This window comes from Frateuria sp. sgz306004, from assembly GCF_057750885.1.
Genome location: NZ_JBYLFE010000001.1, coordinates 587,945 through 614,473, shown reverse-complemented (window position 1 = coordinate 614,473; position 26,529 = coordinate 587,945). Strand labels below are relative to the sequence as shown.

The following is a 26,529-nucleotide window of genomic DNA, read 5'->3' as shown; positions in this document are numbered from 1 at the left end:
GGTTTATTCATAGCGGAGCGCCTGCGCGGGCTGCGTGCGCGACGCGCGCCACGCGGGGTAAAGGGTGGCCAGCAAGGAGAACAGGAAGGTGATCAAGGCCACCCAGCCCACATCGCTCGCCAGGAGTTTGCTGGGCAATTCGCTGATGTAATAGACGTCCGGCGACAGGAAGGTCACGCCCGTGACATGTTCGATCCACTTGACGATCGCCGGCAGCTTCCACGACAGCAGCGAACCCAGGCCCACGCCAAAACCGATGCCCACGAAGCCCACCAGCACGCCCTGCACCATGAACATGCCCATGATGCTGCGCGGCGTGGAGCCGAGCGTGCGCAGGATGGCGATGTCGGCCTGCTTGTCGGTCACCAGCATCATCAGCATCGAGATGAGGTTGATCACCGCGACCAGGATGATCAGCGAAAGAATGATGAACATGACCTTCTTCTCCATCGAGATGGCGGAGAAGAAATTGGCATGGCTATCCATCCAGGTTTCCACGCGATAGACCTGCCCCAATTGGTTGGCCAGCTCGCTGGCCACGGAGCGCGCGTTGAACATGTCGTCCAGGCGCAGGCGGATGCCGGTGGGGCCGTCGAGGCGATTGAGGCGCTCGGCGTCGGTCATATTGATCAGCGCAAGGCCGGAGTCGAACTCCTGCATGCCCACCTCGAACACACCCGACACCGTGAACGTGCGCAGGCTGGGCACGCTGCCGGTGATCGGCGAGGACTGGAACGAGGGCACCGCCACGATCACTTTGTCGCCCACCGCCACGCCGAGCTGCATGGCCAGCTCTCGGCCTAGCACGACGTTCCAACTGCCTGGCGTTAGCGAGGCGAGCGTGCCTTCGACCATGTGCTGTCCGATGTCGGACACCTTGGGCTCTTCGGACGGCACCACACCTCGCAGCAGGCCGCCGGTAGAACGGCGGGCCTGGAGGAAAGCCTCCGATTCCACATAGGGCGCAGCGCCCTGCACGTGCTTGTTGGCCTCGGCAATCTTTACCGCGCGCGGCCATTCCTGCACGGATTGCCCCGGCATGCCCGACACCGTCGCATGCGAAATCGCACCGAGGATGCGGGAGCGCAGCTCGTTATCGAAGCCGTTCATCACCGACATTACCGTGATCAGCGCGGTCACGCTGATGGCAATGCACACGATGGAAACGGTGGAAATAAAGGATATGAACTGATTGCGACGCTTGGCGCGGGTGTAGCGCAAGCCGATAAAAAGCTCTAACGGTCGAAACATTAGGCGGGTCGCTTGTGGGGTTCGTGGGGGCTGGCCGCCCGGGTGGCGGGATTATCGCCTGAGATGCGGCTACGCCCTAGGACCGCGTTGAACGGAAAGAGTGCCATGCTCCGCCGACGCCTGCTGGGCTCGCATCACCTGTAGGCGCATGCGCAGGCGGCGGCGCGTGTCGGCATCGGCATTGTCAGGCGCCAGCAGCAGCGGGTACGCCCGCCCGTCCGTGTCGCGCAGGGCCAGCCAGATCAGGGCCTCGCCGAGCACGCGGTGGGAAACCAATGCAGCGGTGCAGTCCGAGCCGTCGCAAAGCCGCAGGCTCCATACCTGATCACGCCCCCAGCCCGCCGCGGATAAGGGGCTGCGCTCCCAAGCTCGCCTGCGCGAAACCAGCACGCCGAGCAGCACGACATTGAGTGGCACGACCAGCCAGGGCGACAAGTTGCTCAGCCACAGCGAGGCCATGGCCAGCGCGGTGACGAGCCATACGGCCCGCCCCGGCCAGCGCGAGGGCCGATACTCAAAGCCGATGGCGGGAGCGGATGTCATTGATGATGGCCTGCCAGTCCGGGCGCGACGCCTGGGCGTGTCCCATCACCCAGTCCCACAGGTCCGGGTCTTGAACATCCAGCAATTCATCGAACGCCTGGCGCGTGGCCTCGTCGGCCTGGGCAAAGCGCTCGTCCAGCCAGCCGCCGAACAGGGCGTCCAGCTCGCGGGTGCCGCGACGGGTGCGCCAACGCAGGCGCTTGATGCGGGCTTCGTCCATTGCGCGAAGTGGCTCCTGGGTCGCGTCCCCTCCCCCACAGGGGAGAGGATGGAAATGAGGGGCGATGCTGCCTCGATACGGCGAATGCCAACCTTGCCGCGAGCACCCTTCACCCTCAGCCCACTCCCCTGCAGGGGAGTGGGAACAAGAGCATCAGGTACGACGCTCGACGATCAGCTTCTTGATCTCCGCAATGGCCTTGGCAGGGTTCAGACCCTTCGGGCAGGTGCGGGCGCAATTCATGATCGTGTGGCAGCGGTACAGCTTGAACGGATCTTCCAGGTCGTCAAGGCGAGCACCGGTATCCTCGTCGCGGCTGTCCACGATCCAGCGGTAAGCCTGCAACAGGATCGCCGGGCCGAGGTAACGGTCACCGTTCCACCAGTAGCTCGGGCAGCTGGTGGAGCAGCATGCGCACAGGATGCACTCGTACAGGCCGTCGAGCTTCTTGCGGTCTTCCGGCGACTGCAGGCGCTCCTTATCGGCCGGGGCCGGGCTCTGCGTGCGCAGCCAGGGCTTGATCGAGGCGAACTGCGCGTAGAAGTGCGTGAGGTCGGGCACCAGATCCTTCACCACCGGCATGTGCGGCAGCGGGTAGATCTTCACGTCGCCCGAACCGCAATCCTCGATGGCCTTGGTGCAGGCGAGCGTGTTGGTGCCGTCGATGTTCATCGCGCACGAACCGCAGATGCCTTCACGGCACGAGCGGCGCAGGGTCAGCGTCGAATCGATCTCGTTCTTGATCTTCAGCAGGGCGTCCAGAACCATCGGGCCGCACGAAGCCATGTCGACTTCATACGTGTCGATGCGGGGGTTCTGACCATCGTCCGGGGACCAGCGATAGATGCGGAACGTCCGCGGCTTCTTCGCGTCCTTGGCCGGAAAGTGCTTGCCCGGCTGGACCTTGGAATTTTTGGGTAGCGAAAACTCAGCCACAGTGGCTCTCCAGTCCGGGTATCAGTAAGTGCGCTTCTTGGGCGGCACGACGTCGACGTCCTTCGTCATGGTGTACATGTGCACCGGACGGAAGTCGAAGTTGGCCTTGCCGTTCTCGTCGACGGACACCATGGTGTGCTTCTGCCAGGTGACGTCGTCGCGGTCCGGGAAGTCCTCGCGAGCATGCGCGCCGCGGCTTTCGTGGCGCTGCTCGGCCGAGTACATGGTGGCCACGGCCTGATCCAGCAGGTTGGCCAGCTCCAGCGTTTCGATCAGGTCGGAGTTCCACACCAGCGAACGATCGCTGATGCCCACGTCCTTGAACGAATCGCGCACCTTGGAGATCTTGTCGCAACCCTCCTTGAGCGACTCGCCGGTACGGAACACGGCCGCGTCGGACTGCATGGTGCGCTGCATTTCCGCGCGGATCTTCGCGGTCGGCAGGCTGCCCTTGGCATTGCGCAGGCCGTCGAAACGGGTGAGCGCCTTGTCCAGCACGTTGGCCGGCAGGTCCTTGTGCGGCGTTTCCGGCTTGATGATCTCGGCGCAGCGGTGCGACACGGCACGGCCGAACACAACCAGGTCGAGCAGCGAGTTGGAGCCCAGGCGGTTGGCGCCATGCACCGACACGCAAGCCGCCTCGCCGATGGCGAACAGGCCCGGCACCACGGCATCCACGTCGTCGCCGCGCTTCTGCACGACTTCGCCGTGATAGTTGGTGGGGATGCCGCCCATGTTGTAGTGCACGGTGGGGATGACCGGGATCGGCTCCTTGGTCACGTCCACACCGGCAAAGATGCGCGCCGACTCGGCGATGCCCGGCAGGCGCTCGTGGATCACGTCCGCACCCAGGTGCATCAGGTTGATGTGGATATGGTCCTTGTGCTCGCCCACGCCACGGCCTTCGCGGATTTCCATCGTCATGGCGCGGCTGACCACGTCACGCGAAGCGAGATCCTTGGCGTTGGGCGCATAGCGTTCCATGAAACGCTCGCCGTTGGAGTTGGTGAGGTAACCGCCCTCGCCACGCACGCCCTCGGTGATCAGGCAGCCCGAACCGTAGATGCCGGTCGGGTGGAACTGCACGAACTCCATGTCCTGCAGCGCGAGCCCCGCGCGCAGCACCATGCCGCCACCGTCGCCGGTGCAGGTATGCGCCGAGGTGGCGCTGAAGTAGGCGCGACCGTAACCGCCGGTCGCCAGCACCACCGCGTGGCCGCGGAAGAAGTGCAGCGTACCTTCGTTCATGTCCAGCGCGAGCACGCCGCGGCACACACCCTCTTCGTCGAAGATGAGGTCGATGGCGAAGTATTCGATGAAGAACGTGGCGTCATGCGCCAGCGCCTGCTGGTACAGCGTGTGCAGGATGGCGTGACCGGTACGGTCGGCCGCGGCGCAGGTGCGCTGCGCGGTGCCCTTGCCGTAGTGGGTGGTCATGCCGCCGAACGGACGCTGGTAGATCTTGCCTTCCTCGGTACGCGAGAACGGCACGCCGTAGTGTTCCAGCTCGATGATGGCCGGAATCGCTTCACGGCACATGTACTCGATGGCGTCCTGGTCGCCCAGCCAGTCCGAACCCTTGATGGTGTCGTAGAAGTGGAAGCGCCAATCGTCCTCGCCCATGTTGCCGAGCGCGGCCGAGATGCCGCCCTGCGCCGCCACGGTGTGCGAGCGGGTCGGGAACACCTTGGTGATGCAGGCGGCCTTGAGGCCCTTCTCGGCCAGGCCGAAGGTGGCGCGCAGGCCCGCGCCACCGGCGCCGACCACGATCACGTCGTACTTATGTTGTTGGATCTTGTAGCTTTCCATGGAATCAGGCTCCCAGCGCCACGCGCAGCACGGCCATCAGGGTGGCCAGCGTGCCGAGCACTGCAATGAACTTCACCAGCACCAGGAGGGCGACCTCCTTCCAGCGCGTATGCACGTAGTCCTCGATTACGATCTGCAGGCCCAGCACGGCGTGCCAGCACACGGTCAGCACAAAGGCGACCAGTAGCACGGCGTTCCAGGGCTTGGCGACGATCGAACGGGCCGTGGCGTAATCGGCGTGCAGTGCACCCAGCACCGTCACGACAAACCACAGGGCGAGAAACACCAGCGCCGCCGCGGTGACGCGCTGCGTCCACCAATGGCCAACGCCGGACTGGGCCGAGCCCAGGCCGCGAGCGCGCTTGAGGGGGTTGCGCAACTGCTTGCGCACATCATGCTGCTGACCGTTGGCGCTCATGCCGCACCTCCGGAAGTGAGCACATAGGCCCACACGATCACGGTAAGCACGACGCTGCCGACGATGGAGAGCCAGCTGGAGCGAACGAACTGGGGAATGGCGTAACCCATACCGCCATCCTGGAACAGGTGACGGATGCCGTTGCACAGGTGATAGAACAGGGCCCAAGTCCAACCGAACAACAGGATCAGGCCAATCGGGCTGCCGATGCAGGTCTTGAACTGGTTGTAGCTTTCTTCGCCACGAGCGAGGGAGAACACCCCCCACAGCACGATCAAGGTTCCGACGGAGAGGGCGATGCCGGTAGCGCGGTGCACGATGGATGTCGCCATCTGCACTTGCCACTTATATATGCCCATGTGAGGGGAGAGAGGTCGTTGCGTGTCTGCCATGGCGGCTATCCTGGGTGGAATCGCTGATGCCCTTTACCGCCCTTCCCTATCTCCGACACGCCGGCGCAATGAGCCGGCGCGGCGGATCAGAAGTCGATACAGCGCCCGTTCTTTTCCCAATCGCCGTAGCGCGTGGGATCTGGGGCCGGCCGCTCCACCGCGGTCTTGTCCGTCGCCGGAACGGCGGGCACGGTCGACGGTTCCGTGGGAACGGAGGCCGGCTTCGACTTTGGTTGGGAGGACGTATCGGACATGGTATTTGAAAACTGTAAAAGCGTAATACTTGCGTAAATGCAGCACAACCTTGACGTTGCGACGCATGTCTGACAGACCGCTCACTCGCACTTGTATGTAAGGCGCCCCGCCCCTACCTCGCCAAGCTATGACGCATTCCCATACCGCACATATCCTGCAACTCGAAGGCGCCGACGCCATCGCGTTCGCACACGCGCAATTCTCCAGCAACGTTCGCGCGCTACAAGTCGGCCAGTGGCAATTCAGTGCATGGCTGGATGCGCAGGGCCGGGTACTCGCCCTGTTCCACCTCGGTCGCCCCGCCGAAAACACCCTGCTCGCCTTGCTACGCGGCGGGGACGCCGCAGGCATGGCGCAGCAACTGCAGCGATTCGTCTTCCGCTCCAAGGTGACCCTGGTGGTGCCGCCTCCCCAGACCCTCGGTACGGCCCCCGCACTGGACAGTTACGCCCTCCATCGTGAAGGCGACGCCTATCTATGGGGCTGCGGCACGCATAGCCTTGTCATGGGAGCGGCGTCGGGCGACAACGATTGGCGCCTGCCGCAGATTCATGCGGGCTGGCCTTGGTTGCCCAGCGAAACCCTTGGCCAGTTGCTGCCGCCGGCACTCTCGCTGGAGCGCCTTCAGGCTGTCGCCTTCGACAAGGGCTGCTACCCGGGGCAAGAGATCGTGGCCCGACTCCACTATCGCGGCGGCCACAAGCGACATATGCATTGCGTCGTATTGTCGCAGCCCTTGACAGGGGGCACCGTTTTGCGCATGGACGGAAAAGGGGTGGCGCAATTACTCGATGTCGCCGTGACGCAAACGGACGTCCAATCACTGGCCGTGATCGACGATGACATCGCCAATCAACTTGAAAATGGCGCATCGATGACCTTCGATGATGGTGTTTCGTTGCGCATCATGGCGAGTTGGGAAGCGTGATGAACATGTCCGCGCAAGGATTCGCGAACGCGTCTTGCGATTGTGAGTGCGACGTGAACCTGAACGAACGGGCACTTGCCAGATCGAAATCCCGCCACTAGGCTCCGCCAACCAAATCGATAGACACCCCAGCCCACGGGTGTCGATATACGCGACGAACCGGAGGGGTCCGGATCAGCGCGACCCGGCAGTGATGTCGGCGTACATAACCTCCGTTAGTGCGGAGGAGTTGCAGGCAACGTGGTCGTTAGTACCCGAGCAATGCCTTTGCAGCACGACAAGTTGTGAGTGGCACCGGATCAGCCGCTCGACTGGCCACAATCCCGTGGCAAACCGCTGGCGACCACAAGTTTCGGTCGCAGTGTTCAATCCAGGTGGAACGGCCTGCCCGCCCGTCCACCGCAACGGCGTGTGAAGTCAGCAGTACCGGCTTCGCGCGTACAGCACGCTGGAGGCAGACAATGAAACTTTCCATGCTGTTGTGGCTGGCGTCCGTGCTACCCCAACCCCTCGCGGACCAGACCTGCCTGGCCACGACGGTTTATCTCGAGGCACGCAGTGAGTCGACCATCGGGCAATACGCGGTGGCCGAGGTAGCCCTTCGACGTCGCGATCGCGGCACCTGGGGCGATAACGTTTGCGAGGTCGTTACTTCCCCGCGCCAGTTTGCGCTGACGACGACAGCAAGCAGTTTCGAGGTCACCGACCTCAACTCGTGGACCAAGGCGTGGAAGATCGCCGGCGACTCCATCAGCAACTGGAGCCTGCCCAAGGGCGAGCGAACGGTTTACGTGCCACAGGCCGACCATTTCGCCACGCTCGCAGTATCTCCGACATGGTCGACGCACCGCATCGTCAAGACCATCGGCGATCACGCGTTCTACGCCGTCAACTAACCCCAACCCCAATGCACAAAAAAAGGCCCTCGAAAGAGGGCCTTTTTATTTGGACGTCTAAACGTCGAAATCGTCAGAGTCGATAGACGAGGTTATTGCGAATCTGCACATAGTCGCCGGGGCGAACCTGCGGATCAGCCGCTTGCGTCACCGTTGCATAGCGCCCGTCATCCATCTTGATGGTGACCTGCCAAGCAATATCGGGCCCGCCGTTGTTCTTGCCTACCTCGTTACCGATCGCACCACCCGCTACCGCGCCTGCCACCGTGGCGAGCGTGCGGCCACTGCCGCCGCCCACCTGGTTGCCAAGCACGCCACCGGCGATGCCGCCAATCACCATACCCAGCGGCGACGCGCCCTTCTGGGTCTGGATCTGACGCACATCACTCACCACACCACACTGCTCGCAACGATTGGAAGCTCCGCTGTAAACCACCTGTCGCTGCGGTGGTGGCGGCACGCAGGCCGACAACAGCGCCATCGAACAGGCCAAACCCACGACAGCCAAATGTCTAAACAGTGTGTGCATGACGTGATTCCTCAGTGAGCGTCGGAAACTGCTACTACTCCTTGTTGCACCTGCAGCCTGTCACCCGGGTCGTGATCCATGCGTACAGTGCGCGTCACGCCGTTGTACTCGTAACTCACGTCGTACGCCACCACCTTGTCGCCACCATTGCCAGGCACCGTATTGCAGCGGCGCTGAGTCACCTGCTGGGTCGCATTGGCCTGATGATTGGCCTGAATTTCATGGCCGGCGTAACCGCCGCCAACCGCGCCCGCCACCGTCGCCAGCGTGCGGCCCTTGCCGCCACCCACCTGATTGCCCAGCAGGCCGCCAGCCACCGCACCAATGGCCGTACCCGCGATCTGGTGCGTGTCCTGCACCGGCTTGTGCACCGTCACCACTTCGTCATGACACACCTGCTGCGGCGCGGACGCCTGTTCGCGCACCGGTGTCACGCTTACCACGCGCGCGTACTTGGCGCTGTCCTGGCCACCCTGCTGCGACATGGCACCCACGCCGCCATCCGCATTCGCATCGCGGTTGCACGCCGAAAGGCTCAACACCAAAGCAGCGCTCACACCCACGTGCAACGCCGTCATTACCATCTTGTTCATAATGCTCTCCTGTCTGGACCGGCGGAGCACCCCGCATCCGCCTCGAACGATCCCGAGTGGTTCAATTGAACTCGTGTTTTACTGAATACTCGCTTAGATCGGGTCAGGCATTTTTCTAGACAGGAAACCCAAAAACTGTGCTCGAACTCACCGACAGTCACGCTCATATCGACGATGCCAGCTTCGACGGCGACCGAGAGGCGATGTTTGCCCGCGCACGCGAGCACGGCGTGCAGCACATGGTGGTGCCCGCCATCGACCACGAATCCTGGCCGCGCATTGCGGCCATTTGCAATGTACACCCGCAAGCGCTTCCGGCTTATGGCATGCACCCGATCTATATCGACCGGCATCGCCCGGAGCACCTGGATGCCCTGGTGATCCAACTGAAGAACGAGCGCAGCGTGGCCGTGGGCGAGATCGGCCTGGATTACTTCCTCCCGGAGCTGAATGTCGAACGGCAGCGCGAGTATTTCCAGGCGCAACTACGCATTGCCCGCGACTTCGACCTGCCCGCGATCGTGCACGCGCGACGCGCCATGGATGAAGTCACTTCCACGCTGCGCCGCATCGGCGGCCTGCGCGGTGTCGTGCATAGCTTTTCCGGGAGCTTGCAGCAGGCCGAACGGCTATGGGAGCTAGGCTTCTATCTGGGCATCGGCGGCCCAGCCACCTACGAGCGTGCACAACGCCTTCGCGGCATCGTGGCCAACATGCCGCTGGAACACCTGCTGCTCGAAACGGATGCCCCCGATCAACCCGGCGCATGTCATCGCGGCGAGCGCCATGAACCCGCCCACCTCACCGACATCCTGCGCGTCGTGGCGGAACTGCGTGGTGAAAGCGAAGCACAGGTCGCCCGCGCCACCACGGAGAACGCGCGGCGACTGTTTGGCTTCTGAGCACTTGCCTCCCTTCGCCGGCCGGTGCTAGCCTAATTACTTCACCGGTGAACTATCCTCCAATGAAATGAAGTGCATCACCGAATGTCTCGCTCATATGGACGAGGGCATTGCTCGCGTCGGCGAGAACATGCCAGGCTACCCCGTGCATGAGGTGGTGCTGACGCGCCTGCTTATGCTGGTGGGTAGCTCGCTGCAGACCGAGCTGGAACGCCATCTCAAGCCCTACGACCTCAACGACAGCGATTTCCGCACGTTGATGATGATCTACAGCAGCCCCACCGGCAGCGCGAACCCGAGCGAACTGTGCGAATACGCGCAGCAAGGCGCCACCAATATGACGCGCATCGCTAACGTACTGGTCAAGGCCGGGCTGGTGACGCGCACCAGCAGTGCCGAAGACCGCCGCCGCGTCGTGCTCAGCATCACCGCCGCCGGCAAGCGCTTGGTGCGCAAGATTCTTCCGCCACTGGCACCCCGCGTGCTTGGCGTGTTCTCGTCGCTGAGCGCCAGCGACAAACGAACGCTCGACCGCCTGCTGCGACAGGTGGCGATGAACATCGATTCGCTCACCCATCCGGACCCTCGTCCATGACCCCAGACTTTTCGCTTCGCCGCGGATTCGGCCAGCGCATGTTGCTCGCCTGTGCCGTGGCTGTCGCCCTGGCCGGCTGCTCGATTCCCGCCAAGCTTCACCAGCCCACGCTGCGCGATGATGTACCGCTCGCCGGCATCGAAGCCGGCCATCGCGCCGGCTGGCCCGACGCCGAATGGTGGCGTCAGTATCAAGACCCACAACTGGATCAACTGATCGCGATGGCCATGCAAGGCTCGCCCGATCTTGTCCAGGCACGTTCGCGCATCGATTCGGCGCAGCAATCCATTCGCGCAGCGACCGCGCAGGCCGGACTTTCGGTGGGTGGCAGCGCCCAGGTCCAACGTCAACGCCTGAGCGAAACGGGTTTGATTCCGCCCAAGTTCCTCGGTTTCACCTGGTACAACCAAGGCGACCTGGGCGTGCAGGCACAGTACGACTTCGACTGGTGGGGCAAGAAGCGCAACACCATCGAAGCAGCGGTGGACCAGGCCCACGTCGCCGAGGCTCAACAGAGCGCCGCAGCGCTCGCCATCCAGAGCACGGTGGCTGATACCTACATGGGCTGGCTGGCCGATGAGGCGCGTATCGATATCGCCAGGCAAGCCGTGGCAGCGCAGCAACAGTTGCTGCGTATCGCCGAGCTGCGCGTGCGGCAGGGCGTGGATCGCCCGGACACGCTTCAGTCCGCCAAGGCACAGCTCGCCGCCACTGAACAGATGCGTGTTGCGATCGAAAGCTCAGCACGCATTCGCCTCGCGGCACTGGCAAGCCTGGTGGGTGTCGCGCCGGCGCAACTGCCCGCCCTGCAAGCGCGCCCGCTTCCTGATGCAACCGGCGGCCTGCCCGACAACGTGGGTGTAGACCTCATCGCTCGCCGCGCCGACATTGCCGCCAGTCGCTGGCAAGTGGAGTCAGCGCTGCGCCAGACCGATGTCGCCCGTGCGCAGTTCTATCCTGACATCAGCATCAGCGCGATGGCCGGCCTATCCAGCGTCGACCTGGACAAACTGTTCAGCGCAGGCAGTCGCGTGTTCGCACTCACACCGGCCCTGCACCTGCCCATTTTTACCGGCGGTCTGCTTGAGGCCAATTACGGTGTAAGCAAAGCGCAGCTCGACGGCGCCGTCGCGCAATACAACAGCACCGTGCTGAGCGCCGCGCGCGACGTGGCCACGCAAAGCCTCACCGCCAAACAGTTGGAATTGCGCCGCGCCGAGCAGGACCGCGAAGTCACCGCCAACGAGCAACTGCTCGCCAACGCGCAGGCCCGCGTACATCGCGGCGTGAGCGACCAGCGCGAGGCACTCGCCGCGCAAGCGCAGTTGTTGCAACAGCAGGACGACCGCACGAGCCTGCACGCCCAGGCCCTCTCCACCAACATCTCGCTAATCAAGGCCTTGGGCGGCGGCTATCGCGCCAGCTCGCCCGACCAGGTTTCCAGCGACCAAGCCCCCACTTCCCCGACGAACCTTTCCGGAGACGCCACGCATGAGCGCCACTGATTCCAACGTCCGCTCGCAGGACAACGACAGCGGCATGGCCGCCAAGGACCCGGCCAAGCGTCGGCGCGCCCTGCTCATCGTCGCCACCGTGTTCATCCTCGCGGGCGTGATCTGGTGGTTGCTGTGGACGTTTGTGTTCTCCACTCGCGAGAAGACCGACAACGCCTACGTGGGCGGTAATCAGGTCGCCATTTCGGCGCAGGTGCCCGGCACGGTGGTGGCGATCCTCGCCGACGACACGCAGCGCGTGGAAGCCGGCCAGGTGCTGGTGAAGCTCGACAGCACCGATGCCGACGTGCGCCTGCAGCAAGCAAGCAGCGCGCTCGCCCAGGCCGTGCGCCAGGTGCGCCAGCAGACCGACTCGGCCACGGGCGCCGATGCGCAGGTCGCCAAGGCCCGCGTGGATCTCAAGAAGGCCCAGGCCGATCTTGCCCGCCGCATGCCGTTGGTCGCCGCACAAGCGGAAGCCCCGGAAGTCGTGCAGCACCTGCGCGACGGCGTAGACCAGGCACAGGCCGCACTGGATGCCGCCCAGGCCCAGGCCCAGGCCGCGCATGCCGCCATCGAAGGCACCCAGGTCGCCAACAACCCGACCGTGGAACAGGCACGCGCCAACTTCCGCGCTGCCTGGATCGCTGCCAACCGCAATGCCATCTACGCGCCGGTGAGCGGCTATGTCGCCCAGCGCAGCGTGCAACTCGGCAACAGCGTGCAGCCGGGTCAGCAGCTGATGACCGTGGTGCCGCTGCACGACCTGTGGGTGGACGCCAACTTCAAGGAAAACCAGCTGCGCCACATCCGCGTCGGCCAGCCCGCCAAGATCGAGGCCGACGTGTACGGCGGCAGCGTGGAGTTCCACGGCAAGGTCATCGGCCTTGGCGCCGGTACCGGCAGCGTGTTCTCCCTGTTGCCCGCGCAGAACGCCACCGGCAACTGGATCAAGGTGGTACAGCGCGTACCGGTGCGCATTGCGCTGGACGACAAGGAGCTCGACCAGCATCCGCTGCGTGTGGGCCTTTCCACCGATGTCACCGTGGACATCACCGACGACAAGGGCCCGATGATGGCGCCCGCCGGCAACGGCCAGCCCATCGCGCAGACCAGCGTGTATGAGCAGATGGCGAGCAAGGCCGACGACGAGGCTGAGAAGATCATTCAGGCCAACCTGAGCCAGCGCAACGCCAACTGACGAGCGAGCCGAGCCCCTCCCCCATGGCCACCACTCCCGAAGACGCCAAGCCGTTGCCGCCCTTGCACGGCACGGCGCTGGTTCTGCTCACCATCGCCGTCGCGTTCAGCACCTTCATGGAGGTGCTGGACATGACCATCGTCAACGTTGCCGTGCCGCACATCGCCGGCAGCCTGGGCGTAAGCTCCAGCGAGGGCACCTGGACGATCAGCTCCTACTCGCTGGCCAGCGCCATCATGCAGCCCCTCACCGGCTGGATCGCGCGACGCTTCGGCGAAGTGAAGACCTTCGTCTTCTCGGTGTTCCTGTTCGTCGTGTTTTCCATGCTTTGCGGCCTGGCCACCTCCATGCCGATGCTGGTGTTCGCCCGCCTCATGCAGGGTGCCGGCTCCGGCCCGATGGTGGCGCTCTCGCTTACCTTGCTGCTGGCCAGCTACCCCAAGGCCAAGCAAGGCATCGCGTTGGCGCTATGGGCCATGACCGTGGTGGTGGCGCCGATCTTCGGCCCCATCCTTGGCGGCTGGCTCACCGACAACTTCTCCTGGCCGTGGATTTTCTACATCAACCTGCCCGTGGGCATTCTTGCCGGCGTGATCACCTGGTCGCTGCTGCGCAAGCGTGAAACCAAGACGTTCAAGACGCCGATCGACATGATCGGCCTGGTGCTGCTGGTAGGTGGCGTGGGCTGCCTGCAGTTCATGCTGGACAACGGCAACGACCATGACTGGTTCGCCTCGCCGCTGATCACCTCGCTGGGCCTGGTCGCGCTGATCAGCCTTACCTTCCTGGTGGTGTGGGAGCTGCACGCCAAACACCCGGTGGTGGATCTGGGGCTGTTCCGAAAACGCAACTTCACCGCGGGCGTCACGGCGTTGTCGCTGGGCATGTTTGCCTTCTTCGGCATCAACGTGGTGTTCCCGCTGTGGCTGCAGACCACCCTGAGCTACACCGCCACCTGGGCTGGCCTGGCCACCGCACCCGTGGGCATCCTGGCCTTTCTGTTGTCGCCGCTAATCGGCCGCAACATGCACCGGCTGGAGTTGCGCGCGGTGGTGACGTTCGCTTTCATCGTGTTCGCCGCCACCTCGTACTGGTTCTCCACCTTCGACAGCTCAGCCTCGTTCGATTCGCTGGTGCTCCCGCGTTTCGTCATGGGCATTGCCATCCCCTGCTTCTTTATCCCGCTCAACCAGATCTACCTGGCCGGCCTGCCGGCGGAGGAAATTGCCAGCGCCAGCGGCCTGGCCAACTTCTTCCGCACGCTGGGCTCGAGCGTGTCCACGGCGGTCACGGTCACCCTGTGGCAGCACCGCGGCATCCTCCATCACGCCAACCTCAGCGAGAACGTCACGGCAGCCAACCCAGCCGCGACCCAGGTGCTGCAGGGGCTCACCCATGGCGGGCTGGGACAGATGCAGGCCCTGGGCATCACCGACAACCTGGTCAACCGGGAGGCGCTCACCCTGGCGGTGAACGATATCTTCCTCGGCTGCGCGGTGCTCTTCGTGCTGCTAATCCCCGTGATCTGGCTGGCAAAGCCGCCCTTCGGCTCCGCCGGCGGCGCGGTAGGTCACTGATTTTTTAACAATTGCTGCACCCTTGGGTGCAGCATGACCTTAGTCAGGGGCGACTGGTGCGGCGCAATACCTTCTGTTAGTTTGTGCCGCATGGCACAAACGATCCGCATCATCAAGAAGTATCCGAATCGCCGGCTCTACGACACGGAGATCTCCAGCTACATCACGCTGGAAGAGGTCCGACAGCTGGTGATGGACGGCGAAACGTTCGAAGTTCGCGACGCCAAGAGCGGGGAGGATCTCACCCGCTCGGTGCTGCTGCAGATCATCTCTGAGCACGAGGAAAAGGGACAGCCCATGCTGTCGCCCCAGTTGCTCAGCCAGATCATCCGCTTCTACGGCGACTCGCTGCAGGGCTTCATGGGCCCTTACCTGGAGCGCAGCCTGCAGGTCTTCCTGGACCAGCAGCAGCAATTCCGCACGCAGCTCAACAGCCTGCTGGGCCAGACCCCCTGGTCGATGCTCAACGAGCTGACCGAGCGCAACATGGATGCTTGGCGCAACATGCAGCGCGGCCTGCTCGATGCCGCCACGCAGGCACAGACGCCGCGCACCACCAAGAAGCCGTAATTCTCTCTCCGCGCATGCGCCCGCCAATGCGGGCGCGGCCGATTTCCCTTCTCACTCTCAGCCGTTGCAGCACAACATGTGCTGCCGTGCGGCATGTGCACGAGTCTTTCACATGAACCCTACTGCCCCGACCCCGCGCGTCGCCCTTGTGACCGGAGGCATCGGCGGCCTGGGTACCGAAATCTGCCGCCACCTTGCCCAGGCCGGGCGTCAGGTGATTGCCGTGGATCTGCCGGCTCGTGAGGATCGCCTGCACGCTTTCCAGCGCGAACTGGCCGACCTCGATGGCGCCGTGCGTTTCGAACCCGGCGACGTCAGCCAGTTCGAAAGCTGCGCCGAGCTGATCGGCCGCGTGGAAGCCCAACACGGCGCCGTGGACATCCTGGTCAATGCCGCCGGCATCACCCGCGACACCAGCCTGCGCAAGATGACGCCGCAGCAATGGCACGAGCTGATGCGCGTGAACCTCGATGGCGTGTTCAACATGTGCCGCAACGTGGTCGAAGGCATGAGCACGCGCGGCTTCGGGCGCATCGTCAACCTGAGCTCGGTCAACGGCCAGACGGGCCAGTTCGGGCAGACCAACTATTCCGCCGCCAAGGCTGGCGTGCATGGCTTCGGCATGGCGCTGGCGCGCGAAACGGCGCGCAAGGGCGTCACCGTCAACACGGTGTCGCCGGGCTACTGCGATACCGCGCTGGTGGCCGCCGTGCCCGACGACATCCGCGCCCAGATCATTGCCGATATTCCGGTGGGCCGCCTGGGCGCGCCGGCCGACATCGCCCGCGCGGTCAGCTTCCTCACCGCCGATGACGCCGGCTACATCACCGGCGCCAACCTGCCGGTGAACGGCGGCTACTTCATGAGCTTCTGATCGCGCACATCGCCTGCGTCGCGCCAACCGGCTACTCTTGGCGGCCATCGCGGCTGCCTACTCAGGGAATCCATGGCGAAGCACATCACCCTTATCGGCGGCGGCCTGGTCGGCGCGCTGTTGGCGCAGCAATTGGCCGGTCGCGGCTTCAAGGTGGATGTCTTCGAAAAACGCCCCGACCCGCGCATCGCGGGCTTCGTCGGTGGCCGCTCCATCAACCTCGCCCTGGCCGAGCGCGGCCTGCAGGCACTGCGCGAAGCCGGCCTTGCCGACGATGTGCTGCAGCGCGCCGTGATGATGCGCGGACGCATGGTGCATACGCGCGACGGTCGCTCGGGCCTGCAGCGTTACGGCGTGGACGACAGCGAAGTCATCTGGTCGGTGTCGCGTGGCGCGCTCAACATGCTGCTGCTCGATGCGGCGGAAGCGGCCGGCGTGCGCTTCCATTTCGGCCAGTCGTTGGTGTCGGCGGATTTCGATGCCGGGCGCATTCGCCTCGCCGACGAGGCTGGCACGGAGCGTGACATCGATGCGCCCGTGGTCATCGGTGCCGACGGCGCGGGCTCGGCGCTGCGCGCGGCGATGAATGCGCACAGCCCCCTGGGTGAGCGCGTCGATGCGCTTGGCCACGCCTACAAGGAGCTGGAGATTCCTCCCGCCGGCACCTTGCCCGCGGAGCTGGTGGGCCGCAGCGGCGGGCACGACCAGTTCGCGCTGGAGCCTCACGCGCTGCACATCTGGCCGCGCGGTGGCTACATGTGCATCGCCTTGCCCAATACCGAAGGCAGCTTCACCGTCACGCTGTTCCTGCCCGCGCAGGGCCCGCACCCGAGCTTCGCCACGCTGGCCGATGCGCAGGCAGCGCGCGCCTTCTATCAGCACGATTTCCCGGATCTGCTGCCACTGATCCCCGATTTCGACAACGACTACGACGGCCACCCGGTCGGCACGCTGTCCACCCTGTACCTGCAACGCTGGCACCTGGGCGGCCGCGCGCTGCTGGTGGGCGATGCGGCACACGCCATCGTGCCGTTCCACGGCCAGGGTATGAATTGCGGCTTTGAAGACACCGTGGTGCTGGCCGCGCTGCTCGGCGAAGCACCGGACGATACCGACGAGGTGTTCGCCGAGTTCCAGCGCATCCGCCAGCCCAACAGCGACGCCATCGCCGCCATGGCGCTGGAGAACTACATCGAGATGCGCGACTCGGTGGCCGACCCGTATTACCTCGCCAAGCGCGAGCTGGGCGCACTGTTGGCCACGCAGGCGCCGGCGCATTTCATGGCGCGCTATCGCATGGTCACCTTTACCCACCTGCCCTATGCGTACGCCTATGAGCGTGGCCGGGCGCAGGACACGTTGCTGGATCAGCTGCTGCGCGGCTCCACCGACGTGGGTGCCGTGGACCTCGCCGCCGCCGTGGGCACCCTGAAAGCCACCCTGCCGCCGCTACCCGATCTACGGCATGGATGAGGCCCTGCTCGCCGCGTACCGCGCCACCGATTACCGGGTGCGGCTCGCGACGGGCGGCTGGGCCAGCATACGCATCGATCAGCCGTTGCCCGCTGCGCTGGCCACCTGTGTCGCGGATCAACCGTGGGGATTCATCACCGCGTGGAACCCGCGCTCCCAGCCACAGCCGCGCCACGTGAACCGCGCGGCGCAGCGCGCACTGTTGCGACAGCTCCGGACATTGCCGCGGACCGTCGTGCTGCGCGCCGGTGTCGGCGTCGCCCAGCATGGCGCCTGGCGCGAACCCAGCCTGTTCGTGGTGGGCCTGGACATCACTGCGCTTGACCGGCTCGCCCACATTTTCGCCCAGCATGCCTATGTCCACGGCCGGGGCCCCTCGGCCGCGCAACTGCGCTGGACAGCCGGCCTTTGAGGCGCCTCTCTGGCACGTTTCCGGCCCCCGTTTCCTCGTCCTGCACCGGCGGCAGCTCGCCGCATGGACAAGCGCGCCAGCCTTTGCGGACAATCGACCGATGACTGCGCCGACCGCCAACGCCACGGCCACACCACACGCCTTGCTGGAAGCACGGGCGATCGCCTTCTATCGCCAGGACGAACCCGTGTTCGGACCGCTGGATTTCAGCCTGCACGCCGGTGAAGTGGCCTTGGTGGAAGGTGACAACGGCAGCGGCAAAACCACCTTGCTGCGCGTCCTTGCCGGTTTGCTGCACCTGGACGAAGGCGAGCTGCGCTGGCGCGGCGGCCCGTGGCGCCGGGTCGAGCACCTGGGCGACACGGTCTTCCTGGGGCATCACCTGGGCCTGAAGGCCGATCTCAGCGCGCGCGAAAACCTCGCGGTGGCCGCCGGGCTGTACGGCATACGCGACGGGCACCGCATCGAGCAGGTGTTGCTCGACGTCGGGCTGGCCGGCTACGAGGACGAACCCGTGCGTCGCCTGTCCGCTGGCCAGAAAAAGCGCGCCGCGCTGGCGCGATTGCTATTGCTGCCCGCCACGCTGTGGCTGCTCGATGAGCCTTACGCCAACTTGGATCGCACCGGCATCGAGCTGGTGAACCGCCTGCTGGCTCGGCACGCCGCGCGTGGCGGCGCCGCCCTGGTCACTAGCCATGGTGCGGTGAGCTTTCTCGATGGCGAACCCAAACGGGTACGCATGCACGCATGAGTCACCCCTCGCTTGCCGCCGCCTGCGCCGCTGTGTTGCGACGCGACCTCACCCTGGCCTGGCGCCGTCGCGGCGACATCGCCATGCCGGTGCTCTACGCCATCATCGTGATCACCTTGTTCCCCTTCGCGCTCGGGCCGGAGGACGCCCTGCTGCAGCGCATCGCCAGCGGCGTGGTGCTGGTCACCGTGTTGCTCGCCATGCTGCTCGCACTCGATGCCATGTTCCGCAGCGACATCGAGGACGGTTCGCTGGAGCAGCTCATGCTGTCGCCGCAACCGCTGGCGCTCATGCTGGGCATGAAGATCCTCGCGCACTGGATCACCACCGCGCTGCCACTCATCGTCATTGCGCCACTGCTGGCCGGCATGCTGCATCTGCCTACCGCGGTGATGCCTGTGCTGGTGTATGCGTTGGCGCTTGCCACGCCCCTGCTGAGTCTGCTCGGCGCCGTGCTGGTGGCCCTCACAGCCGGCACGCGACGCTCTGGTATGCTCCTGGCGTTGATGCTGCTGCCGCTCTGCGTACCAGTAGTTATTTTTGCCGCCGGCGCCGTTGCCGCGGCGCAACAGGGGCTGCCGTGGCTCGCGCCCATCGCCTGGCTGGGGGCCGCGTTGGTCATGGCCCTGGTGCTGGCGCCGCTGGCCTGTGCCGCCGCGCTTCGCATTGCCTTGGATGCTTGAGATGGCCAACTGGATCCCGTTGTGGGTACACAAGCTCAGCTCACCGCCTAACTTCTACCGCTTTGCCGGTGTGGTGCGTCCGTGGGCCCTTGCCCTTGCGCTGCTGCTCGGCGCGGTGGCGCTGTACGGCGGGCTGGTGCTGGCCCCGGCCGATTACCAACAGGGCGACGCCTACCGCATCATTTTCATCCACGTGCCCAGCGCCTGGATGAGCCTGTTCATCTACGGGCTCATGGCGGTGGCCGCCTTCATCTCGCTGGTATGGCGCATCAAGCTGGCCGAAGTGGTGGCGATGGAATCGGCGCCCATCGGCGCGGCCTTTACCTTCATCACGCTGGTTACCGGTTCGCTGTGGGGCAAGCCCATGTGGGGCACCTGGTGGACCTGGGATGCACGCCTCACCTCCGAACTGGTGCTGCTGTTTCTGTACCTGGGCGTTATCGGGCTGTATCACTCCTTTGAAGATCGCCGCCAGGGCGCACGCGCCGCGGCGTTCCTCGCCATCATCGGCATCATCAATGTGCCGATCGTGCATTTCTCGGTGAACTGGTGGAATACGCTGCACCAGGGTTCCACCGTGCGCATCCTGGGCCCCTCGCACATCAGCAGCGACATGCTGTGGCCGCTGCTCACCATGATGGTCGCCACCAAGTTCTATTACGTGGCCAGCCTCTTCGGCCGCGTACGCACCGATCTGCTGGCGCTGGAAAGCGGCAAGGATTGGGTGCGCCAGATCGCCGAACAGGAAGGTGCACGATGACGCCGTTCTCCTGGCAGCACTTTTTCGCCATGGGCGGTTATGCGGCGTACGTGTGGCCGGCCTTCGGGGTGTTCTTCCTGGTGCTGCTGGCCGACTACCTCAGCCCTGGCCTGCGCCGCAAACGCCAGTTGCGCGAACTGCGCACCCGCCTTGCGCGGCAAAGCGCGCGACAGGCGCGCCAAACCACCACGCCGTAAGCGACGGAGACGCGAGTCCTTCATGAACCCCACCCGCAAGCGCAGGCTCACCATCGCCCTCCTCGTGATCGCCGCCGCGGTGGTGGCGGGCGGGCTCATCGTGTTCGCCTTGCAGCAGAACATGAATTACCTCTTCACCCCGAGCCAGGTGCAATCGGGCGCGGCCACCAGTTACAAAACCTTTCGCCTCGGCGGCATGGTCAAGGCCGGCTCCATCCAGCGCAGCAAGGATTCGCTCAAGGTCACCTTTACCGTGGTGGATGCCAACGGCTCCATGCCGGTGGAATACACCGGCATCCTGCCGGACCTGTTCCGCGACAACCAATCGGTCATCGCCACCGGCCACATGGACAACGCCCGCTTTATCGCCGCCGAAGTGCTGGCCAAGCACGACGAGACCTACATGCCTAAAGAACTCAAGGACGCCATGGCCAAGGCGCATGAAGGCAAGAAGGTTAACGAGGCCGCCGGCCAGGATCAGCCGCAATGACGCCGGAACTGGGCCAGCTCGCACTTATCCTCGCCCTGCTGCTGGCGCTCGCGCAGGGCGTCTTGCCGCTGCTCGGCGCCTGGCGCAACAACCGCGCACTGATGGCGGTGGCGCGACCCGCCGCCGCGGGCCAGGCTGCGTTTGTCATTCTGGCTTTCGGCCTGCTGGTGTGGTCGTTCCTGCGTTTCGATTTCTCCGTGCAGTACGTGGCCGACAACTCCAACCTCGCGCTGCCCTGGTATTACCGCGTTGCCGCGGTGTGGGGCGCACACGAGGGCTCGCTGCTGTTGTGGATCTTCATCCTCAACCTGTGGACGCTCGCGCTGGCGGCATTGAGCCGCGACCTGCCGGAGGTGTTCGCCGCGCGTGTGCTGGGCGTGCTTGGCCTGGTGGCGGTGGGCTTTCTGGCCTTCATCATTTTTACCTCCAACCCTTTCCTGCGCCTGCTGCCCATGCCGGCCGATGGCGGCGACCTCAACCCGGTGCTGCAAGATCCGGGCATGACCTTCCATCCACCCGTGCTCTACATGGGCTATGTGGGCTTTTCGGTGGCCTTTGCGTTCTCCATCGCGGCGCTGCTGGGCGGTGAACTGGAACAGGCCTGGGTGCGCTGGGCGCGTCCGTGGACCAATGTGGCGTGGGGCTTTCTTTCCGCTGGCATTGTCGCGGGCAGCTGGTGGGCTTACGCCGAGCTTGGCTGGGGTGGCTGGTGGTTCTGGGACCCGGTGGAAAACGCCAGCTTCATGCCGTGGCTGGTGGGCGCCGCGCTGATCCACGCGCAGGCGGTGACGGAAAAGCGCGGCGGCTTGCGCGCGTGGACCATCCTGCTCTCCATCTTCGCGTTCTCGCTGTCGCTGCTGGGCACCTTCCTGGTGCGCTCGGGCGTGCTCACATCCGTGCACGCGTTTGCCTCCGACCCCAGGCGCGGCCTGTTCATCCTCTGCTTCCTCACCGTGGTGGTGGGTGGCTCGCTGCTGCTCTATGGATTGCGTGCGCCCAAGGTGGCCGGCGGCAAGCCGTTCAGCGTGGTGTCGCGTGAAACGGCCATCCTCATCGGCAACCTCATGCTCACCGTGGCGGCGGCGATGGTGCTGCTGGGTACGCTGTTCCCGCTGATCGGCGATGCGCTCAACCTCGGCAAGATTTCGGTGGGGCCGCCCTACTTCGGTTTCCTGTTCACGCTGTTGATGTTGCCGGTGGTGGTGCTGCTGCCGTTCGGCCCGTTTCTGCGCTGGGGCAAGAGCGACATGCCGCAGCTCAAGCGCGTGCTGTGGCAAGCCGGCCTGGCGAGCGTGGCGCTCGCCATCGTTGCCGCGCTGGTGACCGACGGCGAGAGCAAGGCCATGGCCGGCACGGCGGCCGCCGTGTGGTGCGGCTTTGGCACCTTGCTCTACGTGTTCAAGCGCTGGCGCGAGATGCCCGCCGGTCGCCGCTATCCGGCGGAAATGGCCGGCATGCTGCTGGCGCACCTGGGCGTGGGCGTGTTTCTGGCAGGCGTGATGCTCACCAACGCGCTGAGCGTGGAGCGCGACGTGCGCATGGCACCCGGCCAATCCGAAACCATTGGCGGCTACACGTTCCGCTTCGATGGCGTGCAGGAAACCACTGGCCCCAACTGGCAGGGCGACCAAGGCACCGTCACCGTGGTGCGCAACGGCAGCGAGGTCGCCGTGATGCATCCGCAAAAGCGCACGTACACGCGCGGCCAGGTGCAGACCGAATCGGCCATTGCGCCGGGCCTGTTCCGCGAGCTTTATGTGGCGCTGGGCGAGCCGATGGATCATGAGCACCCCGAAGGCGCCTGGGCATTGCGCCTCTACGACAAACCCTTCGTGCGCTGGATCTGGGCGGGCGGCCTGTTGATGATGCTGGGCGGCTTTTTCGCCGCGGCGGATCGCCGCTTCCGCGCCAAGCGCGTGGCCGAGGCCAGCCCGGTGGCTGCGCCCGTGCTGCAGGAGTCGCGCGCATGAGTCGCCTGCTTCCCTTCATCGGCTTTCTGCTGCTGGTGACGCTGTTCGGCTTTGGCATCTGGTGGAACACCCAGCACGACCAGCGCGAAGTACCGTCACCGTTGATCAATAAGCCCGCTCCCGCCTTCGTGCTGCCGCGCCTGGACGACCCCACGCAAACCGTGAGCCGCGATGCCCTGCTGGGCAAGCCCTACCTCATCAACGTATTTGCCAGTTGGTGCGTGGCCTGCGGCGAGGAGCACCCGGTGCTGATGGCCCAGGGCAAAGCCATCGGCGTGCCCATCGTGGGCTACAACTACAAAGATGCCCCGGACGACGCCAAGGCGTGGCTGGCCCAGCATGGCAACCCGTACGACATGGTCATCGTCGATCAGGAGGGCCGCACCGCCATCGACTTTGGCGTGTACGGCGCACCGGAAAGCTTTCTCGTGGATGGCAAGGGCGTGATTCGCTACAAGCGCATCGGCCCGCTCACACCTGAAGCGATCGAAAAAGAACTCAAGCCGGCCATCGCCGCGCTGAGCAAGGAGGCGCCGTGATGCGCACGCTGCTCCGCGCCATCGCGCTGGCCGCGCTGGTCGCCGTGGGTGGCGTTGCCGCACAGGCCATCGATCCCCTGCCGTTCAAGGACCACGCGCAAGAGGTGCGCTTTCAAAAGCTCACCCGCGAACTGCGCTGCCTGGTGTGCCAGAACGAAAACCTCGCCGACTCCAACGCCGACCTTGCGCGCGACCTGCGCCGCGAAGTGTTCCAGTTGATGCAGCAAGGCAAGAGCGACGAGGAGATCAAGCAATACCTGGTGGATCGCTACTCCGACTTCGTGCTGTACGACCCGCCGGTGAAGTCGAGCACGCTGCTGCTTTGGTTCGGGCCGCTGGCGATTCTGCTGGCCGGCGCCATGGTGGTGGTGATCACCGTGCGGCGCCGCCAACGCACCGAGCCGGCCGCCGCCATGAACAACCCACCCAGTGACGAAGGGGACGACTGGTGAGGCTGGCTTTCTTTCTGATCGCGGCGGTGATGATCGCCGCGGCGTTGCTGCTGTTGTTGTGGCCCCTGCTGCGCCAGGGGCGCCGCCAGGGCCGTTCGCGCGGGGTGTTTGCGCTGGCCATGGTCATCGCCTTTGCGCTGCCGATCGCGGCCGTGGGCCTTTACCTTGCCGTGGGCACGCCCGCCACGCTCAACGGCGTGGCGCAGCAACCGTCGAGCATGAACATCGACCAGGCGGTGGCGGAGCTGCAAAGCCACCTCAAGCAACAGCCCGATGACCAACAAGGCTGGATGCTGCTGGCGCAAACTTACGGCGTGATGCGCCGCCCCGCCGACGCGCGCAGCGCGTACGAGCAGGCGCTGCGCATCGACCCCAACAACAGCATCGCCATGGTCGGCTGGGCCGAGGCGGATTCGCTGCTTCGCGACGATCACCGCATCGAAGGCCGCGCCGCTGAACTGCTGGAGCGCGCCGTCAAGCTCGACCCGCAAAGCCAGCGCGGCCTGTGGCTGCTCGGCATCAGCCAGTTCCAGCACGACCACTACCGCGAAGCCGCCGCCACCTGGCGCCAGTTGCAGCCTCAACTGGAACCCGGCTCCACCGTCGCCAAGGCCGTGACCGAGCAAATTGCCGTGGCCGATGCGCGCGCCAACGGCGACGGCAAAGCCAGCCCGGAAACACCCGCCACACAGGCCAACCAAGGCCCCGCCCTGCAGGTGCAGGTGTCGCTGGCGCCTGAGCTCAAGAACAAGCTCACCCCTGGCGACACGCTGTTCGTCTACGCCCGCGCCGAAAACGGCCCGCCCATGCCGCTGGCCGTCGCCCGACTCGATGCCACCGCCATGCCAGCCAGCGTCACGCTTACCGACGCCATGGGCATGACACCGCAACTCAAACTATCCTCGGCCGCTCGGGTGTTCGTGGGCGCCCGCATCAGCAAGAGCGGCCAGGCCCTGGCCCAAGCCGGCGACCTGGAAGGCGACGCCGGCGTGGTGGACGTGAGCACACACACGCCCATCCACATCACCATCGACAAGGTTCATTGATGAGTCACGACGCACGCCGCTACGCCGCCCTTTCCACGCCGTTCGCCATGAAGCGCGGCGGCGAACTGCATGGCGCGCAGGTGGCGTACGAAACCTGGGGCACCCTCAGCGCTACGCGCGACAACGCCGTGCTCATTCTCACCGGCCTCTCGCCCAGCGCACACGCCGCCTCCAACGCCCAAGACCCCACGCCTGGCTGGTGGGAGGCCATGATCGGCCCCGGCAAAGCCATCGACACCACGCGTTGGTATGTGATCTGCGTGAACTCGCTGGGCAGCGACAAGGGCTCCACCTGCGCGGCCTCCATCAACCCGGCCACGGGCGCGCCGTATCGGCTGGATTTCCCCGAGCTCTCGCTGGAAGACGTCGCCAACGCCGCCCACCAGGCGGTACAGAGCCTGGGCATCGACCAGCTCGCCTGCCTCATCGGCTGCTCCATGGGCGGCATGAGCGCGCTGGCGTACATGGTGCTGCACCCGGGCAGCGTGCGCGCGCACATCAGCGTGGACACCGCCCCGCAGGCGCAGCCGTTCGCCATTGCCATCCGCTCGCTGCAACGCGAGGCCATTCGCCTTGATCCGCAGTGGAACAACGGCCAGTACGACGACGCGCACTACCCCGAAACGGGCATGAGCATCGCCCGCAAACTGGGTGTGATCACCTACCGCTCCGCCATGGAATGGAACGGCCGCTTCGCCCGCATCCGCCTGGATGCCGAACAACGCGACGACAACCCCTTCGGCCTCGAATTCGAAGTGGAGTCGTACCTGGAAGGCCACGCCCGCCGCTTCGTGCACACCTTCGACCCCAACAGCTACCTTTACCTTTCGCGCGCCAGCGACTGGTTCGACATCAGCGAATACGGCGATGGCGACGTCATGGCCGGCCTCAAGCGCATCCACCTGGAGCGCGCCATGGTGATCGGCGTTAGCACCGACATCCTGTTTCCGCTGGAGCAGCAGGAGCAGATTGCCGATGGCCTGCGCGCCGCCGGCGCCGAGGTGGACTTTGTGGCGCTCAACTCGCCGCAGGGCCACGACGCCTTCCTGGTGGATATTCCCAACTACAGCCGCGCCATCGGCGGCTTTCTCGGCCGACTCTGAACGGCCCGTCTGCGCCGCCGGCCCCTCGCTGCTAAGATGGCCCGGTAGCACTGCACCCGAGAATGACATGCTGACCCTGGACTTCCCCGGTTCCCGCCAACTCATCGACGCCATCGATGCCGCCGTGGCCCACGACTGTACGCGCGCCGTCACCGACAGCCTGCGCAACAGCCTGTGCGACCTCATTCGCGGCCAAAAGGTGACCCTGCCCGACTGCGTGTTCGAAACCGCCGAAGGCCGTTACGCCCGCCGCGAGCTGTACCGCAGCGAGGAGCACGGCTACTGCGTGGTCGCCATGACCTGGGGGCCCGGCCAGGGCACCCCCATCCACGACCATTGCGGCATGTGGTGCGTGGAGGGCGTATGGAGCGGCGCGCTTGAAGTGGTGCAGTACGAGCGCCTGGCCGACGAAGACGGCAACTACCGCTTCCAGCCCGTGGGCTCCATCCAGGCCGGCCCCGGCTCCGCCGGCAGCCTGATCCCGCCCCACGAGTACCACACCATCCGCAACCCCAGCGGCGACGCGGTGGCCGTGAGCCTGCACATCTACTCCGGCCAGATGACCCACTGCGCCGTTTTCCAGCCCCTGGGCCACAACCACCAGTACCAGCGCACCGACCGCCAACTGGGGCTCGACCCGGTGCATTGAACCGGGCATAATGGCCCGCTGC

At 65.2% G+C, this 26,529-nt stretch carries 32 protein-coding genes; 22 read left to right on the top strand and 10 right to left on the bottom strand.

Annotated elements, in window-relative coordinates:
- Positions 1–3 precede the first annotated feature (3 nt).
- The 8 genes from AC3G2C_RS02880 to AC3G2C_RS02845 form a co-directional block, all read right to left on the bottom strand.
- Positions 4–1,251, bottom strand: a complete 1,248-nt coding sequence (locus tag AC3G2C_RS02880; protein WP_488383089.1) for a lipoprotein-releasing ABC transporter permease subunit — start codon at positions 1,249–1,251, stop codon at positions 4–6.
- Positions 1,252–1,320: 69 nt separating this feature from the next.
- On the bottom strand, positions 1,321–1,794 hold the full coding sequence (locus AC3G2C_RS02875; RefSeq protein ID WP_488383088.1) for a protein YgfX: 474 nt from the start codon (positions 1,792–1,794) through the stop codon (positions 1,321–1,323).
- Positions 1,766–2,014 carry an FAD assembly factor SdhE gene (locus AC3G2C_RS02870; RefSeq protein WP_488383087.1) on the bottom strand — a complete coding sequence of 83 codons (249 nt, stop codon included), beginning with the start codon at positions 2,012–2,014 and terminating at the stop codon, positions 1,766–1,768. The genes AC3G2C_RS02875 and AC3G2C_RS02870 overlap by 29 nt, the downstream gene beginning before the upstream one ends.
- A gap of 153 nt (positions 2,015–2,167) precedes the next feature.
- Positions 2,168–2,950, bottom strand: coding sequence for a succinate dehydrogenase iron-sulfur subunit (locus AC3G2C_RS02865; RefSeq protein ID WP_488383086.1), 783 nt, complete (start codon positions 2,948–2,950; stop codon positions 2,168–2,170).
- 21 nt (positions 2,951–2,971) lie between these two features.
- On the bottom strand, positions 2,972–4,759 hold the full coding sequence (sdhA, locus tag AC3G2C_RS02860; protein WP_488383085.1) for a succinate dehydrogenase flavoprotein subunit: 1,788 nt from the start codon (positions 4,757–4,759) through the stop codon (positions 2,972–2,974).
- A gap of 4 nt (positions 4,760–4,763) precedes the next feature.
- The gene (sdhD, locus tag AC3G2C_RS02855; protein WP_488383084.1) at positions 4,764–5,177 is read right to left on the bottom strand and encodes a succinate dehydrogenase, hydrophobic membrane anchor protein; all 414 of its coding nucleotides are present in this window, start codon (positions 5,175–5,177) and stop codon (positions 4,764–4,766) included.
- Positions 5,174–5,569, bottom strand: coding sequence for a succinate dehydrogenase, cytochrome b556 subunit (gene sdhC / locus AC3G2C_RS02850; RefSeq protein ID WP_488383083.1), 396 nt, complete (start codon positions 5,567–5,569; stop codon positions 5,174–5,176). Before sdhC ends, sdhD begins: the two co-directional genes overlap by 4 nt.
- A gap of 86 nt (positions 5,570–5,655) precedes the next feature.
- Complete coding sequence (locus AC3G2C_RS02845; RefSeq protein WP_488383082.1) at positions 5,656–5,823, bottom strand: DUF1674 domain-containing protein; 168 nt, start codon at positions 5,821–5,823, stop codon at positions 5,656–5,658.
- A 350-nt stretch (positions 5,824–6,173) separates the two neighbouring features.
- Between AC3G2C_RS02845 and ygfZ the strand changes: the two genes are divergently transcribed.
- The gene (ygfZ, locus tag AC3G2C_RS02840) at positions 6,174–6,752 is read left to right on the top strand and encodes a CAF17-like 4Fe-4S cluster assembly/insertion protein YgfZ (protein ID WP_488383081.1); all 579 of its coding nucleotides are present in this window, start codon (positions 6,174–6,176) and stop codon (positions 6,750–6,752) included.
- A gap of 461 nt (positions 6,753–7,213) precedes the next feature.
- Positions 7,214–7,648, top strand: coding sequence for a cell wall hydrolase (locus AC3G2C_RS02835; protein ID WP_488383080.1), 435 nt, complete (start codon positions 7,214–7,216; stop codon positions 7,646–7,648).
- A 73-nt stretch (positions 7,649–7,721) separates the two neighbouring features.
- Here AC3G2C_RS02835 and AC3G2C_RS02830 read toward each other — a convergent pair whose 3' ends face one another.
- Both AC3G2C_RS02830 and AC3G2C_RS02825 read right to left on the bottom strand, forming a co-directional pair.
- Complete coding sequence (locus AC3G2C_RS02830; protein ID WP_488383079.1) at positions 7,722–8,177, bottom strand: outer membrane lipoprotein; 456 nt, start codon at positions 8,175–8,177, stop codon at positions 7,722–7,724.
- An 11-nt stretch (positions 8,178–8,188) separates the two neighbouring features.
- Entirely contained in the window at positions 8,189–8,770 is a 582-nt protein-coding gene (locus tag AC3G2C_RS02825; protein ID WP_488383078.1) for a glycine zipper 2TM domain-containing protein, read from the bottom strand.
- 137 nt (positions 8,771–8,907) lie between these two features.
- Between AC3G2C_RS02825 and AC3G2C_RS02820 the strand changes: the two genes are divergently transcribed.
- The 20 genes from AC3G2C_RS02820 to AC3G2C_RS02725 all read left to right on the top strand — a co-directional run bounded on the left by AC3G2C_RS02820 (position 8,908) and on the right by AC3G2C_RS02725 (position 26,507).
- The gene (locus AC3G2C_RS02820) at positions 8,908–9,672 is read left to right on the top strand and encodes a TatD family hydrolase (RefSeq protein WP_488383077.1); all 765 of its coding nucleotides are present in this window, start codon (positions 8,908–8,910) and stop codon (positions 9,670–9,672) included.
- 97 nt (positions 9,673–9,769) lie between these two features.
- Positions 9,770–10,267 (top strand): MarR family winged helix-turn-helix transcriptional regulator, encoded by a 498-nt coding sequence (locus tag AC3G2C_RS02815; RefSeq protein ID WP_488383076.1) that lies wholly within the window; start codon positions 9,770–9,772, stop codon positions 10,265–10,267.
- Positions 10,264–11,772 carry an efflux transporter outer membrane subunit gene (locus AC3G2C_RS02810; RefSeq protein WP_488383075.1) on the top strand — a complete coding sequence of 503 codons (1,509 nt, stop codon included), beginning with the start codon at positions 10,264–10,266 and terminating at the stop codon, positions 11,770–11,772. The genes AC3G2C_RS02815 and AC3G2C_RS02810 overlap by 4 nt, the downstream gene beginning before the upstream one ends.
- A complete protein-coding gene (locus tag AC3G2C_RS02805; RefSeq protein ID WP_488383074.1) occupies positions 11,759–12,961 on the top strand; it encodes an EmrA/EmrK family multidrug efflux transporter periplasmic adaptor subunit in 1,203 nt (400 codons plus the stop codon). Before AC3G2C_RS02810 ends, AC3G2C_RS02805 begins: the two co-directional genes overlap by 14 nt.
- 23 nt (positions 12,962–12,984) lie before the next feature.
- Positions 12,985–14,538: a DHA2 family efflux MFS transporter permease subunit gene (locus AC3G2C_RS02800; RefSeq protein ID WP_488383073.1), complete on the top strand. Its 1,554-nt coding sequence runs from the start codon at positions 12,985–12,987 to the stop codon at positions 14,536–14,538.
- Between the two features lie 90 nt (positions 14,539–14,628).
- On the top strand, positions 14,629–15,108 hold the full coding sequence (gene phaR / locus AC3G2C_RS02795) for a polyhydroxyalkanoate synthesis repressor PhaR (RefSeq protein WP_488383072.1): 480 nt from the start codon (positions 14,629–14,631) through the stop codon (positions 15,106–15,108).
- 112 nt (positions 15,109–15,220) lie between these two features.
- On the top strand, positions 15,221–15,982 hold the full coding sequence (phbB, locus tag AC3G2C_RS02790) for an acetoacetyl-CoA reductase (RefSeq protein WP_488383071.1): 762 nt from the start codon (positions 15,221–15,223) through the stop codon (positions 15,980–15,982).
- 72 nt (positions 15,983–16,054) lie between these two features.
- Positions 16,055–17,455 carry an FAD-dependent oxidoreductase gene (locus AC3G2C_RS02785; protein WP_488383070.1) on the top strand — a complete coding sequence of 467 codons (1,401 nt, stop codon included), beginning with the start codon at positions 16,055–16,057 and terminating at the stop codon, positions 17,453–17,455.
- Positions 17,448–17,867 (top strand): DUF3293 domain-containing protein, encoded by a 420-nt coding sequence (locus AC3G2C_RS02780; protein WP_488383069.1) that lies wholly within the window; start codon positions 17,448–17,450, stop codon positions 17,865–17,867. The genes AC3G2C_RS02785 and AC3G2C_RS02780 overlap by 8 nt, the downstream gene beginning before the upstream one ends.
- Positions 17,868–17,967: 100 nt before the next feature.
- Complete coding sequence (gene ccmA / locus AC3G2C_RS02775; RefSeq protein WP_488383068.1) at positions 17,968–18,618, top strand: cytochrome c biogenesis heme-transporting ATPase CcmA; 651 nt, start codon at positions 17,968–17,970, stop codon at positions 18,616–18,618.
- Positions 18,615–19,301, top strand: a complete 687-nt coding sequence (ccmB, locus tag AC3G2C_RS02770) for a heme exporter protein CcmB (RefSeq protein ID WP_488383067.1) — start codon at positions 18,615–18,617, stop codon at positions 19,299–19,301. The genes ccmA and ccmB overlap by 4 nt, the downstream gene beginning before the upstream one ends.
- A gap of 1 nt (position 19,302) precedes the next feature.
- Positions 19,303–20,061 (top strand): heme ABC transporter permease, encoded by a 759-nt coding sequence (locus AC3G2C_RS02765; protein WP_488383066.1) that lies wholly within the window; start codon positions 19,303–19,305, stop codon positions 20,059–20,061.
- On the top strand, positions 20,058–20,258 hold the full coding sequence (gene ccmD / locus AC3G2C_RS02760; RefSeq protein ID WP_488383065.1) for a heme exporter protein CcmD: 201 nt from the start codon (positions 20,058–20,060) through the stop codon (positions 20,256–20,258). The genes AC3G2C_RS02765 and ccmD overlap by 4 nt, the downstream gene beginning before the upstream one ends.
- A 22-nt stretch (positions 20,259–20,280) precedes the next feature.
- Positions 20,281–20,748, top strand: a complete 468-nt coding sequence (gene ccmE, locus AC3G2C_RS02755) for a cytochrome c maturation protein CcmE (RefSeq protein ID WP_488383064.1) — start codon at positions 20,281–20,283, stop codon at positions 20,746–20,748.
- Complete coding sequence (locus tag AC3G2C_RS02750; protein WP_488383063.1) at positions 20,745–22,718, top strand: heme lyase CcmF/NrfE family subunit; 1,974 nt, start codon at positions 20,745–20,747, stop codon at positions 22,716–22,718. The genes ccmE and AC3G2C_RS02750 overlap by 4 nt, the downstream gene beginning before the upstream one ends.
- Positions 22,715–23,257, top strand: a complete 543-nt coding sequence (locus AC3G2C_RS02745; protein WP_488383062.1) for a DsbE family thiol:disulfide interchange protein — start codon at positions 22,715–22,717, stop codon at positions 23,255–23,257. Before AC3G2C_RS02750 ends, AC3G2C_RS02745 begins: the two co-directional genes overlap by 4 nt.
- Positions 23,257–23,709, top strand: coding sequence for a cytochrome c-type biogenesis protein (locus AC3G2C_RS02740; RefSeq protein ID WP_488383061.1), 453 nt, complete (start codon positions 23,257–23,259; stop codon positions 23,707–23,709). Before AC3G2C_RS02745 ends, AC3G2C_RS02740 begins: the two co-directional genes overlap by 1 nt.
- Positions 23,706–24,755: a tetratricopeptide repeat protein gene (locus AC3G2C_RS02735; protein ID WP_488383060.1), complete on the top strand. Its 1,050-nt coding sequence runs from the start codon at positions 23,706–23,708 to the stop codon at positions 24,753–24,755. The genes AC3G2C_RS02740 and AC3G2C_RS02735 overlap by 4 nt, the downstream gene beginning before the upstream one ends.
- The gene (metX, locus tag AC3G2C_RS02730) at positions 24,755–25,858 is read left to right on the top strand and encodes a homoserine O-acetyltransferase MetX (protein WP_488383059.1); all 1,104 of its coding nucleotides are present in this window, start codon (positions 24,755–24,757) and stop codon (positions 25,856–25,858) included. The genes AC3G2C_RS02735 and metX overlap by 1 nt, the downstream gene beginning before the upstream one ends.
- Before the next feature lie 67 nt (positions 25,859–25,925).
- Positions 25,926–26,507: a cysteine dioxygenase family protein gene (locus AC3G2C_RS02725; RefSeq protein WP_488383058.1), complete on the top strand. Its 582-nt coding sequence runs from the start codon at positions 25,926–25,928 to the stop codon at positions 26,505–26,507.
- The last annotated feature ends 22 nt before the right edge of the window (positions 26,508–26,529 follow it).

Coding starts and splice junctions, on each gene's coding strand:
- AC3G2C_RS02805 (WP_488383074.1), top strand. CDS start 11,759: ATGAGCGCCACTGATTCCAACGTCCGCTCGCAGGACAACGACAGCGGC.
- AC3G2C_RS02830 (WP_488383079.1), bottom strand. CDS start 8,177: ATGCACACACTGTTTAGACATTTGGCTGTCGTGGGTTTGGCCTGTTCG.
- AC3G2C_RS02800 (WP_488383073.1), top strand. CDS start 12,985: ATGGCCACCACTCCCGAAGACGCCAAGCCGTTGCCGCCCTTGCACGGC.
- AC3G2C_RS02740 (WP_488383061.1), top strand. CDS start 23,257: ATGCGCACGCTGCTCCGCGCCATCGCGCTGGCCGCGCTGGTCGCCGTG.
- ygfZ (WP_488383081.1), top strand. CDS start 6,174: ATGGCGCAGCAACTGCAGCGATTCGTCTTCCGCTCCAAGGTGACCCTG.
- AC3G2C_RS02725 (WP_488383058.1), top strand. CDS start 25,926: ATGCTGACCCTGGACTTCCCCGGTTCCCGCCAACTCATCGACGCCATC.
- AC3G2C_RS02870 (WP_488383087.1), bottom strand. CDS start 2,014: ATGGACGAAGCCCGCATCAAGCGCCTGCGTTGGCGCACCCGTCGCGGC.
- metX (WP_488383059.1), top strand. CDS start 24,755: ATGAGTCACGACGCACGCCGCTACGCCGCCCTTTCCACGCCGTTCGCC.
- AC3G2C_RS02785 (WP_488383070.1), top strand. CDS start 16,055: ATGGCGAAGCACATCACCCTTATCGGCGGCGGCCTGGTCGGCGCGCTG.
- AC3G2C_RS02780 (WP_488383069.1), top strand. CDS start 17,448: ATGGATGAGGCCCTGCTCGCCGCGTACCGCGCCACCGATTACCGGGTG.
- sdhD (WP_488383084.1), bottom strand. CDS start 5,177: ATGAGCGCCAACGGTCAGCAGCATGATGTGCGCAAGCAGTTGCGCAAC.
- AC3G2C_RS02765 (WP_488383066.1), top strand. CDS start 19,303: ATGGCCAACTGGATCCCGTTGTGGGTACACAAGCTCAGCTCACCGCCT.
- phbB (WP_488383071.1), top strand. CDS start 15,221: ATGAACCCTACTGCCCCGACCCCGCGCGTCGCCCTTGTGACCGGAGGC.
- AC3G2C_RS02810 (WP_488383075.1), top strand. CDS start 10,264: ATGACCCCAGACTTTTCGCTTCGCCGCGGATTCGGCCAGCGCATGTTG.
- AC3G2C_RS02835 (WP_488383080.1), top strand. CDS start 7,214: ATGAAACTTTCCATGCTGTTGTGGCTGGCGTCCGTGCTACCCCAACCC.
- AC3G2C_RS02745 (WP_488383062.1), top strand. CDS start 22,715: ATGAGTCGCCTGCTTCCCTTCATCGGCTTTCTGCTGCTGGTGACGCTG.
- AC3G2C_RS02845 (WP_488383082.1), bottom strand. CDS start 5,823: ATGTCCGATACGTCCTCCCAACCAAAGTCGAAGCCGGCCTCCGTTCCC.
- ccmA (WP_488383068.1), top strand. CDS start 17,968: ATGACTGCGCCGACCGCCAACGCCACGGCCACACCACACGCCTTGCTG.
- ccmD (WP_488383065.1), top strand. CDS start 20,058: ATGACGCCGTTCTCCTGGCAGCACTTTTTCGCCATGGGCGGTTATGCG.
- ccmB (WP_488383067.1), top strand. CDS start 18,615: ATGAGTCACCCCTCGCTTGCCGCCGCCTGCGCCGCTGTGTTGCGACGC.
- AC3G2C_RS02750 (WP_488383063.1), top strand. CDS start 20,745: ATGACGCCGGAACTGGGCCAGCTCGCACTTATCCTCGCCCTGCTGCTG.
- AC3G2C_RS02825 (WP_488383078.1), bottom strand. CDS start 8,770: ATGAACAAGATGGTAATGACGGCGTTGCACGTGGGTGTGAGCGCTGCT.
- AC3G2C_RS02880 (WP_488383089.1), bottom strand. CDS start 1,251: ATGTTTCGACCGTTAGAGCTTTTTATCGGCTTGCGCTACACCCGCGCC.
- AC3G2C_RS02875 (WP_488383088.1), bottom strand. CDS start 1,794: ATGACATCCGCTCCCGCCATCGGCTTTGAGTATCGGCCCTCGCGCTGG.
- AC3G2C_RS02815 (WP_488383076.1), top strand. CDS start 9,770: ATGGACGAGGGCATTGCTCGCGTCGGCGAGAACATGCCAGGCTACCCC.
- sdhC (WP_488383083.1), bottom strand. CDS start 5,569: ATGGCAGACACGCAACGACCTCTCTCCCCTCACATGGGCATATATAAG.
- sdhA (WP_488383085.1), bottom strand. CDS start 4,759: ATGGAAAGCTACAAGATCCAACAACATAAGTACGACGTGATCGTGGTC.
- phaR (WP_488383072.1), top strand. CDS start 14,629: ATGGCACAAACGATCCGCATCATCAAGAAGTATCCGAATCGCCGGCTC.
- ccmE (WP_488383064.1), top strand. CDS start 20,281: ATGAACCCCACCCGCAAGCGCAGGCTCACCATCGCCCTCCTCGTGATC.